Origin of the sequence: Fluviispira vulneris, assembly GCF_014281055.1 — a bacterium.
GTDB lineage: Bacteria > Bdellovibrionota_B > Oligoflexia > Silvanigrellales > Silvanigrellaceae > Silvanigrella > Silvanigrella vulneris.
Window position 1 is genome coordinate 157,919 of record NZ_JACRSE010000005.1, and the last position, 14,541, is coordinate 172,459.

General features: G+C 34.9%; 15 protein-coding genes and 2 tRNA genes. 8 read left to right on the forward strand and 9 right to left on the reverse strand.

What is annotated here, in order from left to right:
- Nucleotides 1–230: 230 nt before the first annotated feature.
- A complete protein-coding gene (locus H7355_RS12135) occupies nucleotides 231–1,838 on the forward strand; it encodes a trypsin-like peptidase domain-containing protein (protein ID WP_186647886.1) in 1,608 nt (535 codons plus the stop codon).
- 229 nt (nucleotides 1,839–2,067) lie between these two features.
- The gene (locus tag H7355_RS12140; RefSeq protein ID WP_186647888.1) at nucleotides 2,068–2,475 is read left to right on the forward strand and encodes a hypothetical protein; all 408 of its coding nucleotides are present in this window, start codon (nucleotides 2,068–2,070) and stop codon (nucleotides 2,473–2,475) included.
- A 21-nt stretch (nucleotides 2,476–2,496) separates the two neighbouring features.
- Here the strand turns inward: H7355_RS12140 and H7355_RS12145 are convergent, their stop codons facing one another.
- Both H7355_RS12145 and H7355_RS12150 read right to left on the reverse strand, forming a co-directional pair.
- Nucleotides 2,497–3,816, reverse strand: a complete 1,320-nt coding sequence (locus tag H7355_RS12145; RefSeq protein ID WP_186647890.1) for an MFS transporter — start codon at nucleotides 3,814–3,816, stop codon at nucleotides 2,497–2,499.
- Between the two features lie 146 nt (nucleotides 3,817–3,962).
- Nucleotides 3,963–4,475 carry a hypothetical protein gene (locus tag H7355_RS12150; RefSeq protein WP_186647892.1) on the reverse strand — a complete coding sequence of 171 codons (513 nt, stop codon included), beginning with the start codon at nucleotides 4,473–4,475 and terminating at the stop codon, nucleotides 3,963–3,965.
- 1,036 nt (nucleotides 4,476–5,511) lie between these two features.
- Between H7355_RS12150 and H7355_RS12155 the strand changes: the two genes are divergently transcribed.
- On the forward strand, nucleotides 5,512–6,519 hold the full coding sequence (locus H7355_RS12155) for an N-acetylmuramoyl-L-alanine amidase (protein ID WP_186647894.1): 1,008 nt from the start codon (nucleotides 5,512–5,514) through the stop codon (nucleotides 6,517–6,519).
- Nucleotides 6,520–6,522: 3 nt separating this feature from the next.
- On the opposite strand, the gene H7355_RS12160 is transcribed toward H7355_RS12155, so the two are convergent.
- The 4 genes from H7355_RS12160 to H7355_RS12175 all read right to left on the reverse strand — a co-directional run bounded on the left by H7355_RS12160 (nucleotide 6,523) and on the right by H7355_RS12175 (nucleotide 8,402).
- Complete coding sequence (locus H7355_RS12160) at nucleotides 6,523–6,783, reverse strand: hypothetical protein (protein ID WP_186647896.1); 261 nt, start codon at nucleotides 6,781–6,783, stop codon at nucleotides 6,523–6,525.
- Between the two features lie 261 nt (nucleotides 6,784–7,044).
- Nucleotides 7,045–7,557 (reverse strand): hypothetical protein, encoded by a 513-nt coding sequence (locus H7355_RS12165; RefSeq protein WP_186647898.1) that lies wholly within the window; start codon nucleotides 7,555–7,557, stop codon nucleotides 7,045–7,047.
- 37 nt (nucleotides 7,558–7,594) lie between these two features.
- The gene (locus H7355_RS12170) at nucleotides 7,595–8,197 is read right to left on the reverse strand and encodes a hypothetical protein (RefSeq protein WP_222435711.1); all 603 of its coding nucleotides are present in this window, start codon (nucleotides 8,195–8,197) and stop codon (nucleotides 7,595–7,597) included.
- A gap of 128 nt (nucleotides 8,198–8,325) precedes the next feature.
- A tRNA-Asp gene (locus H7355_RS12175) sits at nucleotides 8,326–8,402 on the reverse strand.
- A 112-nt stretch (nucleotides 8,403–8,514) separates the two neighbouring features.
- On the opposite strand from H7355_RS12175, the gene H7355_RS12180 reads away from it, so the two are divergent.
- Nucleotides 8,515–8,844 carry a hypothetical protein gene (locus H7355_RS12180; RefSeq protein ID WP_186647902.1) on the forward strand — a complete coding sequence of 110 codons (330 nt, stop codon included), beginning with the start codon at nucleotides 8,515–8,517 and terminating at the stop codon, nucleotides 8,842–8,844.
- 44 nt (nucleotides 8,845–8,888) lie between these two features.
- On the opposite strand, the gene H7355_RS12185 is transcribed toward H7355_RS12180, so the two are convergent.
- From H7355_RS12185 to H7355_RS12195, 3 genes are all read right to left on the reverse strand, one after another.
- Nucleotides 8,889–8,965: transfer RNA gene (locus H7355_RS12185), tRNA-Asp, on the reverse strand.
- A 90-nt stretch (nucleotides 8,966–9,055) separates the two neighbouring features.
- The gene (locus H7355_RS12190) at nucleotides 9,056–9,370 is read right to left on the reverse strand and encodes a hypothetical protein (protein WP_186647904.1); all 315 of its coding nucleotides are present in this window, start codon (nucleotides 9,368–9,370) and stop codon (nucleotides 9,056–9,058) included.
- Nucleotides 9,371–9,446: 76 nt separating this feature from the next.
- Nucleotides 9,447–11,093 (reverse strand): peptide chain release factor 3, encoded by a 1,647-nt coding sequence (locus H7355_RS12195; protein WP_186647906.1) that lies wholly within the window; start codon nucleotides 11,091–11,093, stop codon nucleotides 9,447–9,449.
- A gap of 137 nt (nucleotides 11,094–11,230) precedes the next feature.
- Between H7355_RS12195 and H7355_RS12200 the strand changes: the two genes are divergently transcribed.
- From H7355_RS12200 to H7355_RS12215, 4 genes are read left to right on the forward strand one after another with little or no spacing between them, the layout of a single operon-like run.
- Nucleotides 11,231–12,652 carry a hypothetical protein gene (locus H7355_RS12200; RefSeq protein WP_186647907.1) on the forward strand — a complete coding sequence of 474 codons (1,422 nt, stop codon included), beginning with the start codon at nucleotides 11,231–11,233 and terminating at the stop codon, nucleotides 12,650–12,652.
- Complete coding sequence (locus H7355_RS12205; RefSeq protein ID WP_186647909.1) at nucleotides 12,649–13,335, forward strand: hypothetical protein; 687 nt, start codon at nucleotides 12,649–12,651, stop codon at nucleotides 13,333–13,335. The genes H7355_RS12200 and H7355_RS12205 overlap by 4 nt, the downstream gene beginning before the upstream one ends.
- A complete protein-coding gene (locus H7355_RS12210) occupies nucleotides 13,313–14,059 on the forward strand; it encodes a hypothetical protein (protein ID WP_186647911.1) in 747 nt (248 codons plus the stop codon). Before H7355_RS12205 ends, H7355_RS12210 begins: the two co-directional genes overlap by 23 nt.
- The gene (locus tag H7355_RS12215) at nucleotides 14,056–14,532 is read left to right on the forward strand and encodes a hypothetical protein (RefSeq protein WP_186647913.1); all 477 of its coding nucleotides are present in this window, start codon (nucleotides 14,056–14,058) and stop codon (nucleotides 14,530–14,532) included. The genes H7355_RS12210 and H7355_RS12215 overlap by 4 nt, the downstream gene beginning before the upstream one ends.
- Nucleotides 14,533–14,541 lie beyond the last annotated feature (9 nt).

Below are 14,541 nucleotides of genomic sequence, written 5' to 3' on the forward strand. Positions count from 1 at the left end.
TCCTTAAGCCACTCAGGATCTCAGCCTCATCGCTTCTATATATTTCTATATAAGTGATGAAGTTTTTTATATATATGATATTATAATATAATATTACTATTTTTCATATTTTATAAACCACTTGGCTATCGACTTTTTGGATCATTGTCTGCTATAAACCAAGCAGAGCATTTATTTAAAGCTCAAGGTGCAGATGAAAAATTTTAGTGTTATAATTTTAGGAGGTTACAATGAATTCCGATTTGAAAGATTCTAAGAAAGTAGCAAATTTTATGAAAGCAAGAGCTAAAAATATTGTCGTAGCAGGCATTTCCATTGCAGCCATATTTGGTGTTGCAAGCGCAGGCATTCTCCTTTTTAAACCAGAAACTTTTACAAAAATAAGCGATGATCTCACAGCACAGGCATCCAGTAATTATGCTCTACCTCCAGCACAAGCCCCTATACAAAAAGAAGACACTGAGTTTTTGAAGAAATTTAAAAAAGTATTTTCGAATGTTGCTGAAGAAAGTAGCCAAGCTCTCGTCTTTATTGTGGCAGAAAAAAAAGTGAACGTTCCACAATATGATTTTCCGGATGAATTCTTTTTCCCATTTTTACCTCCTCAATTTAAAGGCGGGCCCAGTCCCAGAGGAGGTGGCAAAAAACAAGGGATAGAAACTGATGGCGGATCAGGCTTTATCGTAGATTCAACCAACGGATATATAATTACGAATAATCACGTAATCGATAAAGCAGATAAAATCACAGTTACAACCAAAGATAAGAAAAAATATAAAGCAAAAATCATTGGTACAGCTGCAAATGTTGATATTGCCGTTTTAAAACTCGAAGATTTCAAACCTTCCGCAGATATCAAACAAGTGAGCCTTGCAAATTCCAATGAAGTAAAAGTTGGAGATTGGGTTCTCGCATTGGGTGCTCCTTTTGAACTTGAACAAACAGTTACGATGGGTGTTGTCAGTGCAGTGCAAAGAACCAGTGATACTCTCGGTATCAATGGTGCCAATAGCTTTATCCAAACCGACGCAGCGATTAACCCAGGGAACTCTGGAGGCCCACTTGTGAATTTAGACGGTCAAGTGATTGGTATGAACACTGCAATCTATTCGAAAAATGGAACCAGTGTTGGGATTGGCTTTTCTATTCCTTCAAACACAATTCGCCTTGTAGCTGAATCAATCATAAATAATGGTAAATTGACTCAAGCTTATTTAGGCGTAGAAATGTATGACTTAAATAAATTTGGCGCTGCGGCTATGAAGGAAATGAAGATAGATCCCAATACCGAAGGTGCTCTCGTTATGCGCGTCGTGCCTGGCAGTCCAGCAGCCAAAGCAAACTTACAACCTTATGATATTATTCAAAGTGTCAACGGAGAAGCTGTGAAAGCTTCCTCTGACATTCAACGACAAATTATTTTCTTAAAACCAGGTTCCACTATCAAACTCGGCGTTCTTAGAAATGGTAAAAAAGTAGAATTGAAAGCCACTGTGACAGAGTTACCAAGTGCAAAGAATGAAAAAGTCGAAGAAGCAGAAAATTCTGAAAAATCTGGAAAATCTTTGGCTCGCAACTTTGGCCTCACACTTTCAGCAAAACAAACACCATCCGGTAAAGGTGTTATGATTGCCGGCGTTCAACAGGGCAGCTTAGCAGATCGCGCAGGAATTGCTCAAGGTGATGTGATTATCAGCGTGAATAAAGAAAATGTTGCAAATCCAAAAGATGTCGAAAAAGTTTTAGAAAAAGCCAAAAAAGCGAATTCTTCAGTTATTTTCTTGCTCGTTGAAAGAGAAAATTCTCAATCCGCTATTATTCTACCTTTAAATAGTTAATCCCATTTGTTTCTGGACAAAAAAACTCTTAGGATTTGAAATTTTCCTAAGAGTTTTGTTTTAAATGCATTTAAAACACTCATTTTTTGTGTTGAATTTCGAATAAAACAAATAAAATCCAATAATAAGATATGTTCAAATTTAAATAATATTAATTTGTTTACATTATGAATGCAATTTGTAATCTTTCCCAAGAATTTTTTTATCAATTTCCTAAAGGAATTTTTAAATGTTGTCTCAACCGGAAAGACTTAGCGAAATCAGTGGATGGATCCTCCCTTGCGGCAAATGGCATAGCACAGAAGAATGGTGGCATATTAACGCTTTATATGACTTACGTGATTCAGGACTCAGCTCACTGCAAGAAAAAACAACTTTATCAATTCTCGCCAATGGTGATGAAGCACAAATACGCGATCATGTAGCACATTTAGGTTTTATTAAAATATCACGCTGCCAATTGGATGGAGTGAACATGTCACGCCAACAACTTGCAACATTACAATCCCTTTTATTTCTTTGTGATCCAGAACAGGAAATTGGGATATTAATCGGGAACACGGGAATAATTAAAAATGTAAATATATCTAGAATAATGAAATTAAAAAATCCAACTGTACTATTTGAAGAAAAATAATTCTAACAAAATTATATAAAATCATAAAAATGCTTTTGGATATAGACGCAAATAAGCATCGGGCATTTCCGATTCTTTGAGAGAAAAAACTTTCAACAATTCTTTATTTAATAATACAAAAAAAGCACAGATTCCAATTAAGGCACCTAAAGAAATCATAGAAAAATTGATACCAATATTTTTTGAGAAAAAACCGCCAATTAAAGTACCAAAGGGCATCATAAGACCTGACATAAAGGCAACAGTCGACATCACTCTATTTCTATAGGAATCTGGTGTGGCAAGAGATCTCACTAAAGAAGAATTAATTTCGAGAAGTGAGAGACCAATACCACCTGCAAAAAGCCATGGAGCTACCAATATGGCGAAACCATATTCAGATTGGACAAATAATTTCGCCGAAAGACCAGTTGAAACTATTGATAATGCAATTAAAAGGATTCCTAAGAATATAGATTTAAATCTCCCCATAATTTTATTGATATTATTAACAATTCCTAAACTCCCAAATATAAGCCCTATAGAAAATGAACCTTCTAAGATAGCTATCAACCAAGTGCTTTTAGGATAACCTGTAAAAATAAGACTAGGTAACAAAATAAAGAAAAAGGGAAATAATGAAAAGTTAATTGTAAGCGCAATGATTGCTAAATAAAATTCAGATTTAATCTGAAAGACAGCATTATATCCTGCACGAGTTTTATAAAACCAATTCAATAGAAAGTTCTGCCCCTGCAGTAATTTGTCAGGAGAAGATTCTTGAGTTTTTATCATAATTACCAAAATAAGAGACAGAATGACTGCGAAGGTATTCAGAATTAAAAGATTTGCGTAACCAAGAGGCCCTAAAAGAATTCCTGCTATAATAGGCCCCAAAAAAGATGATGAAGAAAGGACAAAACTCCGCACTTGTATAGCATCGTTCAACCTTTCCGCAGGTACAAGCAAAGGTGTGATACTTGATTGCAACGGTACCCTTATACCTATCGCTAAGCCTAAACCTACGAGACAGGCGGAAATAATAAATGGATTATAAATTCCTTTTAGCGAAAGAAAAGTCAGAACAATTGAAGCGACAGAACTTAAAACGTAACAGTAAGAAATTATTTTTTGCCGACTAAATGAATCACCTAACCAACCAAATAGAGCTTTTGCAATTACTTCAACCAACACTCCAATAGAGACAAAAAAAGCAAAGGTGGTTTCACTGCCAGTCTTATCCAAAATCCACCATGCAACAGCAAATTGCCCACAACGAGCCCCAATTCCATTTAATATCGCACTCGTCTGCATTAAATAAAAATCACGTCCAAGGCTTGCAAGAATTTTCTGTGAGAACAATATTCTCTCCTTCATTTTCTTAAAATTTTTACATAATTATTAAAAATATAAAATAATTATCTATGCTTAATATAGATAAGTAGAAAACTCAAGAGAGATCTTTCTTTAGTTCAGATATCAAAAAAATGTGTCTATTTTCCAAGCTCTTATTTTAAAGTAACAACATATGGCCCAGGGATACTCAGAAATTTCTTCATTTGTCCGCCATTAGATGCACACACACTGGCATCTTTTGGATTATAGAAGCTAAAAGCAGGTCCATATTTCAAACAAATATTCTGATAGTCCCAACCAGTATCCCATACAACATTTTGTAATGGACATACGTCTAAACGGATATATGCAAGACTATTAAAAGTTATACTTTGGGTATTCTGAACAACATACCATCCTTTGGACAATAAAGGATTTGCTTCAACGACTGCTATACAAGCTGTGCGATTGGATTGATTGACAATAGTTATGTTGTAACCAGCTGTAAGTGGCACTTGATTTTCACTTGCAAAAGTTTCCGTTGTTAAAGCGAAATCTTGTTTTGCTGATATCGTGATATTCGGAGCATGATCCACAGAATTAAGCTCTAAAGCTTGATTAGCAAAAGCATTACTAGATAAAGTTAATAAAGAACAAACAGAAAAACGAATAACACTATTTCTCATATTCCCTCCTTTTGGTAAAAGAAGATTATAACTTTTAATATTTATTTTTTCATACTCAATAGTCAAATTCATGTCTATGAATAAATAATGCACTCTCTGAAATTCATCAAAATAGTTCAGCGATAAGATGAATTTCTATGTCTGTTAATATTTTAATTAAACCAAAAATTAAACTTACCAGACAGTTATTTTAAAAGAAATAAAATAGAATATGATCGTAAATTTACTAGTTTTAAGTCAAGTATATTGACTTTGTTCAGTTTTATTATTAAATTTTGACTTTAGTATATAAGTTTGCCCTTGTGAAATTAGAAATTATTTTTATTTCAATAATATATTGAACAGCTAATCAAAGTTAAGTAATCACATTCAATGCTGGTAGTAAGTAAGAGCTGAGCTCTTATGCTGCAAAGAAATATGAAGGCTTCGTTAGTAAATAAAAAAAGTTCTTCAATAATTAAAGTTAAAAAGGCTTCTAGGAATGATTTTGCACATTTTAATTTAAACATTTTCTCTCTCAGTATTCTCTTCTAATATTAATGTCTTTTTCTTCTTAAATTTTCTTATTCTATAAGTTAAAAAAAGCGCATATACAAATGGGAGAGAGTAAATTGGGGATAATAACAAATGTCCATTGATTTGAGGACCATTATGCCCGTAAGCCAAAATTGCACCTATTATGCATAATTTTTCTTTTTAAGTTTAAATATTATTCAAAACATTCGCTTTGCTTTTGAATTTACATATTCTTGCACTTTTCTATCCGCATAGATGTCCAATCTTTTTTTTGTTCTATTAAAATTTTCATACTGTTCAGCATAGTTAATAGCTTTTGCTAAAAAATTCTTATCATAATTATTTTTTCTCAGATATAAAAATAATTCATTCTTTTCAATTGTAAAAATCTGTTATTCAAATGGCAGTTATGGTAGGCATACATGTATGGTGAGGTTCAACTAAATCCTGATCTTACCTTTATTTATTTGTTATAATTCATTTTTTTTTAATACTTTTTAAAAGCTAAGGATATTTTATTATGAAATTCCCTGTAAGTGCAATATGCTTAATGGCTACTTTTATTATAAGTTGTGGAAAATCAGTAAATTATATTGAAGATAAGAGTTATCAAATAGATGATAAAAATGCTTCAAGAGGACAAAATGAGAGAGTGAGTTCTCTTATTTTTCACTATACAGCATTGCCCTTTGAGGAATCTCTTCGAGTTCTTACTGCAGGAGCGGTTAGTGCCCATTGGCTTGTTCCTGAAAATGGAAATAAAATATATAAACTCGTAGACGAGAATAAACGAGCATTTCATGCAGGTATTAGCACATGGAAGAGTAGGACAAATATTAATGATACTTCCGTAGGTGTGGAAATCGTTAATTTAGGTTTTGTGTGCTCGGATGGGAAAACTGATTGTTCTAAAGAGAAGAGAAAATGGTTTCCATATCCAGAGGAACAGCAGACATTAATTGTTGAGCTAGCTAAGGATATTCAAAAACGTTTTCAAATTGATCCTTTGTGTGTTGTAGCTCATTCTGATCTTGCGGTTGGAAGAAAATCGGATCCAGGCCCACTTTTTCCATGGAAATTACTTGCTGAAAATGGTGTTGGATCTTGGGTAACAGAGGATGAAATTATAAAAGAAATTCAAAATATCAATACTAATATTTCCAGTGATATTTCAAGATTGCTTGTCCAAACTAGGTTGTATGAATTTGGATATGAAATTAAAAATTTGAATGTTTCCGACAATTTTGTATTGGATAAAATGAAAAAATATGGATACGATTCAAAAAAAATTAAATTGTCTGATTTGAGTGCGTTAAATGAATTAAATAATTATGGAAATTTGCATACATCAAACGATGATATTTTTGATTCAAATTTAACGACTCAAGCTATTGATGCTTTTTTAATGCACTATTTACCAGAAGAATATTTATCAAATACTATTCCAGAAAATAAAAAAATCCTTGCAACCCTTCAAGCTCTGCTCATTAAATATCCAAACAGAGCAAAAATAGGCTGTGGATTTTAGTGCCTACCTGAAAAGAGGATTTGCTTCAACAACTGCTATGCAAGCAGTGCGCTTGGATTGATTGACTATTGTTATGTTGTAACCAGCAGTCAGTGGCACTTGATTTTCACTTGCAAAAGGTTGAGCTGGCAAAGCTATCTCTTGTTTTGCTGATATTGTGATTTTTGGTGCTTGCTCTACAGATCTCAGCTCTAAAGCTTGTTCGGCAAAAGCATAACTTGATACTGCTAAAAAAGAACAAACAGAAAAACGAATAATATTCATAACATTTCCTCCTTTTTATAGAAGAAGATTGTTGCTTTTTATATTTATCTTTTCATACTTTATTGTCAAAAACATGTCTATGATTAAATAATACACTCTCTGAAATTCATCATAATAGTTCAGCGATAAGATGAGTTTCTATGTCTGTTAATATTTTAATTAAACCAAAAATTAAACTTACCAGACAGTTATTTTAAAAAAAAATTGCCAGGAACAGGGCAGAAGTTAGAAATGGATTGATTAAAAGGCTTGAGTGAATATTTAAGAGGGTAATTTATTAAGATCATTTTCTTGTAAACTTAATGTCTTTTTCTTCCTAAATTTTCTTATTCTATAAGTTAAAAAAAGCGCATAGACAAATGGGAGAGAGTAAATTGGGAAAAACATCCAGTGCCCCTTGACGATAGAACCATTTGCACCTAATCCGGAAATTATTCCAACTATGATTATTGGCACTTCAATATCTACCCATAACGCTATAAAACCTAAATGCAGCAGAGTTTCTTTGTATGCATTTGAAAGTAAAAGGCTCTTTTCCTTAGTCAAAAGTATTATTTCTGAAATCACTATTATAAAAAAAACAATAAACATTATGATTGCAGAATAGTTTCCTATCAAATTAAATATTTTAGGGATAAAAATTGATTTTATATGAAAAAAATTATCACTTTCATTTGTCATATATGGGCAAATACTATGAATAATTTTTATAAATAAATTATAATTACACAATATAGCTATCGTAGCAAGAAGCAAAAAAATATTTTTAAGCACAATTTAATTCCTTTATTTTTTTTTAGATTAAATTTTATCAAAACATACGCTTTGCTTTCGTATTTACATATTCTTGCACTTTTCTAGCCGCATAGACGTCCAATCTTTTTTTTGTTCTCTTAAAATTTTCATACTGTGCAGCATAGTTAATTGCTTTTGCCAAAAAAGTCTTATCATAATTATTTTTTCTCAAATATAAAAATAAGTCTTTCATACTATGAAATGGCATTACACCGCCAGTTTTGAATCCATTTACTAATGCAGCGTACGTTTGCGAATTCTCTTCAGTAATATCTTCTAATTTTTTATTCGCAACTTCACTCTCTTTATTTTTATCTGTGGTCGCAAGATAAACTCTTTCACCCAACTCTGCATAATATTTCATTTCACCCACTTCATCTCTATTTGCAACATAAGTACGAATAACCTGATCATTTTTAATATGAACGGACCACTTTCTTGCATGCATATACTCAAGAACACCAGGGGAATTGAATGCACAGGTATGACATCCTGTTTGGGGAGCAATGATTTTTGCAATGATTCCTCCTAATGAATGGCCACACACATATTTAATCGGAATTTTTTCATAAAGAAAACTCCGCTTTGAAGCTTTAAAAAACTGCAATGCTTTTTGCACTTGCAGAAGTTCAAAGTTATTTGCAAAGTTTAAATCTTCTTTAAGATCGTTTGCTAAAGTAGCTTGTGTTGAAGAAACAGGAAGGACTAAAACAAAAAAAGCCGTCCGAAGACAGCTTTTTTAATAAATGGCGGGATGGACGGGACTTGAACCCGCGACCTCCGGCGTGACAGGCCAGCGTTGTAACCAACTCTACTACCACCCCACTCAGTCCAACGTATATGCCAGAGCGCGATCAATTATGCAAGGTGTTGAATTGAATTTTTAAAATTGCACCGATCTGCTAGAATCAAGCAGCAAAGAGAAAAGGAGGCGAGATGAAAAATATCACAGAGAAAATAACAAATCCAAAGGTAAAAGCCGCAGTAGATGCTCTGCAGGCTGGCAATCTTGCGGATTGGCTTGCGTGCTTTTCTGACAACGCCAAACTCTTTGACGATGGAAAAGCAATGAATTTGAAGAGTTTTTCCAAAGACGCTCTCGGTCACGAAAAATTCGTCTCCATAGATAAAGTCGAAAATAATAGCATGGATATTTATGGTCAATTTGAAACAGAAAAATGGGGAAGTTTTAAAACTTATTTTAAATTTCATTTGGGAGCGAATGGAAAGTTTGAGCGTTTGGATATCGGGCAAGCCAATTATTGATCGGCATAAAAACAAAAAAGCCGTCCGAAGACAGCTTTTTAATATGGCGGGATGGATGGGACTTGAACCCACGACCTCCGGCGTGACAGGCCAGCGTTGTAACCAACTCTACTACCACCCCACTCAGTGAAAATGTGTATGCCAGAGAAGAAGAAGCTTTGCAATAGTTTCACAGTGTTTTTTTATATTTTTTTTTTATTAATAAAATCATCTATTTAAATATAACAGCAAAGCCACCTAGAAGCATAAAAATTCCAAAGAGAATTGCGGCAAGAGCCAAAGCATAGAAAAGAGAGGACGTGTGAAAAGGTTTTTTCACCGTTTTTTTCTGTACTTTCAAGGCAATTCTATGACTTTGTTGCGTTTTTAGATTCCGCGCCAGAGAATCTCCATGGGTACGGAGAGATGTGTGTCTCTGCTTCTTATCTGCTTTGTGCTTGTGATCACGAAACTGAATGATCTTAGCCCCAGATTGTGGTTCTTGGGACAGGAGATGAGACGAACGCAACTGGAATAAATTTTTCATATTGCCACAGCTCCTCAAAAAGAGAAGTTTTACCTTTTTGGAATCTTATGCATTCTAATAATATACACGAGAAATATCACTCTTCAAACAAATCTGTTGACATTTTCATCATATTACCATGCAAAGTCGAGTTGCTTTTAAATAAAGAAATCTTAGGGCAATTTTCTTGAAAATAAGAAAGAGCAAAATCATTTTTGAATAAAAATAAATAATTCCCCTGCATATCACGAACAGTCACAACATCTGTTTTGCTTTTAGCTTCTGCTACTTCTTCAGCGCTGGCGTTGGTCCACCGCGCATGCTTAAACGCAAGATTATCGAGTGCACAATCGACATTGTATTCATTTTTAAGCCTAAAAAGAAGCACGTCGAATTGCAAGGATCCCACAGCTGCTAAAACAGGATCGCTTGCTGCACGGCTTTCATCCACAAACATCTGGACTGTGCCTTCCTGGCAGAGTTGAACCAATCCCTTAAGCAGTTGCTTACGCTTCAAAGCACTGGTAGTCCTGACAACCGCAAAATTTTCAGGAGCAAAGGAAGGAATACCTTCAAATTCAAAGTTTCCGCCTTCAACCAAGGAGTCTCCAATAGAGAAGAAACCTGGGTCATAGATACCCACCACGTCGCCAGCAAAAGCTCTGTCAAGGGTGCTTCTATCCTGCGCAAAAAACTGTTGAGGATGAGTGAGTCGAATTTCACGATTCAAGCGAGGGATAGTGACATTCACTCCCGCTTCATAGACGCCACTGACAATTCGCAAAAATGCAATACGATCTCTATGCTTAGGATCCATATTAGCCTGAATCTTAAAGATAAATCCACTAAATTCGGAAGAAAGCGGATCTATTTTGCCCTGACTGCTGCCCTTTGCGGATGGAGGAGGTGACATTTCAAGAAATTTTTCAAGAAACAATCTCACCCCAAAATTGGTCATAGCAGCCCCAAAAAACACAGGAGAAAGCTCACCCTTTAAAAATTTCTCATGGGAAAAGTCATCTCCAGCCATTTCGAGCATTTCAAGAGATTCAAGTGCTTCTTGCAAAAGTTCCTCAGGAACCAGAGAGGATATTTGCTCTTTGTCTGTGAGAGGGATCACTCTCGCAGCCGTTTCAGTTGTTGTGTTTCTTCCTTCAAAATAATGTAAAGACTTAGTTTCTCTTTCAATGATCCCACGAAAGCGCTCACCCGATGAAACAGGCCAGCTCATAGGGTAAGTGGGTATGCCAAGCACGCTTTCAATCTCGTGCATAAGCTCAAGAGGATCCCTAGCTTCTCGGTCCAATTTATTTACAAAGGTAAAAATGGGGATGCCACGCAATTTACAGACTTCAAACAATTTGATCGTCTGTGGCTCCACACCCTTTGCTGCATCGATAAGCATAATTGCAGCATCGGCGGCTGCCAAGGTCCTATATGTATCTTCTGAGAAATCTTGGTGACCTGGTGTGTCAAGTAGGTTACAAATATAATTGCGGTATTCGAAATTCATCACGCTGGTTGAAACAGAAATTCCGCGTTGTTTTTCAAGTTCCATCCAATCGGATGTCGCAAATTTTTTAGATTTTTTTGCTTTGACCGAACCAGCTAAGCGAATGGCTCCACCTAGGAGCAAAAGCTTTTCGGTCATGGTGGTTTTTCCTGCGTCCGGATGAGAGATAATTGCAAAAGTTCTTCTGCGATTGACTTCATCACACAGTGTTTTTTTGTCAACAAAGGGCATGGTTTTCTCCTATGGGATACCAAATAATAACTGCTTTTTGCTAGCACAATTTTGACACTTTGGGAATTTCAGAGTTACAAGATTGCGAGGATACTTGAAATCAGGTGATTCACTACATGCACCAAGAGGCGTTTTTCATGAATCAGGTTAGCTTATTACAACTAAGAGAAGCCGCAGATCAACTGATTCTGCTAGCGAGTACATTCCAAATTAAACCACATTATCTCCGAGCAAAACAAATTAGACAAGCAGATAAATCCCTTGTTGCCGTTGATGCTTTTTTTTCTAAACAACTCTCTGCTGAAGCACGTCAATGGAAGGAATCAATTGAAGGATTGAAAATCCTTAAAAAAAAGCTTGCAGCCGTTCAGGAAAAGCAAAAAGAAATTGAAGATCTTGAAACGCGTATCAGCGCGTTAAAAGTAACAACTCAGCCTTGGTTTTCCCTCGAAGAGAATGAAAGACAAAAAATAATTCAAAATGCCAAAAGGGCACAAGACTTTATTAATAATCATCTCGAAAAAACTGAAGCACATATTCTTCACCGTTACAATAGATTTTCGGCCTTAAAAGACTTGGCTCCCTATGCAGACAATGCCAATTATCTATGCGAAGCCGTTTTTCATTATGAAAATCGCGAGAAGTATGAAGCCAATATTGCAAAAGTTGAACAGAAAAACAAAGTAGCCCGAGAGCGACTCAAAACTGTCAACAGAGGGTTTTGGCTCGCCATCATATTTTGCGTATTTATAGTTACGATTGTTATCTCATTTCCCTTTGCAATCAGCCTTTGGAAGAGAAAAAAAGAAATTGAAAATCAGATTATTAATGCGGAAGAAACCTTAAGAAGAGAGCATAAAAGACTCGTTGCTGCCGAAGAAGGTGCAGTCGTCGCTCAAGACATTCGTAGTCATTTAGGAGAAATATCTTTAGAGCAAATCCGAGACACTCTTGCTGAAGTAAGGGATTTGCGCGCAGAATTTCAAGGTCCTGAGAGAACTACGAGCTCAACCGCAATCTTACTCAGCTTTATTGATCTTCATAAGCTTAGACTGTGTGAATTGTTTGGTGAAATATCAGATAATCCAGTTAAAACCTTTAAATGGCTCTCTGATAATGTAAATAAATATCAAAATACCGAGTCTGTCATAAAAAAACTACAAGAGAAAAAAGAAGAAGTTTCTCTTCAGCAGAAACAAATGACAAAAGGATATTCACAAGAAATGCTAATCAATAGCATTGTAAAACTTGAAAGAGTTGCACAAAATAGTATGCTTTTTCCATTTGATGATGAAAATAAATCCTATTTTTCTGAGTTAGCTATTCAATTGCCTGTAACTCTTTCACAAATCAAAGAAGTCCTTTTCTTTGTAAGCCGAAGTCATCCGATTGACACTCAATATTGGGATATGTTGCGTGTTAAAATTCAAGGGTTCTCGAATACGATGTCTCTTTGTGTCCTCGATGCTGAAATTGCAAGTCATATGGGTGATGCGGTTCTAAAGGAACAAGAGATAAAAAATCTAGAAACTTTTGAAGCAAAGCGAGGCAGTGCATGAGAAACTTAAGATGGATATTCACTGGCATTTCAGTATGTTTTGTTTCTTTACAAGCTCATGCTCAAGCAGAAGAAAACAAAGTTTCATTTGATTTCGCTAAGATGACAATATCTATTTTTGGAGTTTTCAATTCGAACCAAGAAGAACCTAAAAATGGCATCAATGCCGAAGTCAAGGCACGGAAAAATGCCATCACGAGCCTCACAACTTATTTCAAAAATTCATGTTTCAACTCTGAAAAAGGCCAATTGGGAACAAAATCAGATTGGTCTTCTTATTTTCGCTCCCAGGGCAGTGAAATATATCAGAATGGTGTATTAAAAGTGACATTATCAGCACCTATCCGAGATATTTTAAAAACGCCTACCAAAAGAAAAACAGTTATAAAAACCGATGACGGGAAGAAAATAGCTTTTTCTATGCTTATCACCGTTCCTGGCAGCGCAATTCAATGCGGCACTGTAGGACTTGACCTTGGCAACAACAAAAAAGTCATGATTTACCCTTCCGATGTTGTCAAAGAAGCCATTGGTTTAACCGTGGTAAAACTTGTATATGATGGCAAATCCGATTTAAAGCCAGCAACCCCAGCTGACATGGCAATTTTACAAAACTCAACACTTGCAAAGGATCAAAATGTACCCGCTGGTGTTATTCCTGTTGTGGTCATTGTTCCTGAATAGTGCCACTGCACAAAACTTTTCTTTACATAATAAACAAACCATAAATTTCAAAGAGGAACTGCCATATAGCATCTTACTTTGCGAATTTTGTGGTTTAAAAAACCAAAGAATAAGAAGTACCTTCGATAGGTATTACCTGAAAAGTTTACAATCTCTCAAACTATTTCCGAGTTCACAGTGGGATACAGAAGCACGAGCCCTGATAGATAAACAACAAGAAAGCGAATACCAGATTTTCGGGACAAAAACGTGGCCCGCACAAATTCCATTTATTCTTTCCCCGCTCAAAGAAAAAAATGGTTTGTTGGTTCTCATGCAATCAGACAAAGAGATCCTAGGAAAACAGCCCCCTAAAATAGCGAGATATATATTATTTTATGAGGGCAAAGTATTTATTGAATCTACTGATAAAGCTCTTGATAATATATTAAAAGAGCCCGAGCAAAAAAAAGAGCATGACGATGGAATACACTTTTTTATTGCAAAAGAAGTTTCAGGCGAGCAAATCCTTGCCCTTGAAAAAGTCATAAAAAACTTTACAGATGATAAAAATTCCATAATTATTCCCTATGAAGTGACTGCTGATGGTATACACTATCGAAGCGATATCGGAGTTAATAACCTCATGCGGGCCATAAAAAAAATTAACCTAGTTGTACCAAATCTTTCTGCAAAAAAAGTGCACGGTATGAATGATGCTATAGAAATTACAAAGACAAAATGACTCAAAATTGTTCAATTATAAAGATAACTTTATTAACTTTTTCAGAGTATAAGAAATTAAAGAAAAAAATACCTGAAAATATTTTTTACGAAAAACTCGTCCATGCATTAATAGAGAATAAAAATATTTTTTTAAATCCATTTCTAGAGAAAGATTTTTCTGATATATTTATCTATACTCTGAGATCTTTATGTGAATTTGAAGCTATGACTTTTCTACCAGATGAGTCTCTATCTGAATACAATACTACAAAAAATAAAGTAAAAGTACTTTGTGAAAATCTCCAAGCAATCTGTCACAAAAACGATTATACTTTATTAAATTATTTTACAGAAAATGACTTTAGAAAATTTATAGCTTTTTGTGATTGTTTTGCTGAATGGTGCAAAGAAATCAAGTATTTTAAATTAAGTGAAGATGAGAAAATAATTCTTCTTGCCGAATCACCGCTTATTTCACTCTGCCGCTTATAATCGAGAAAA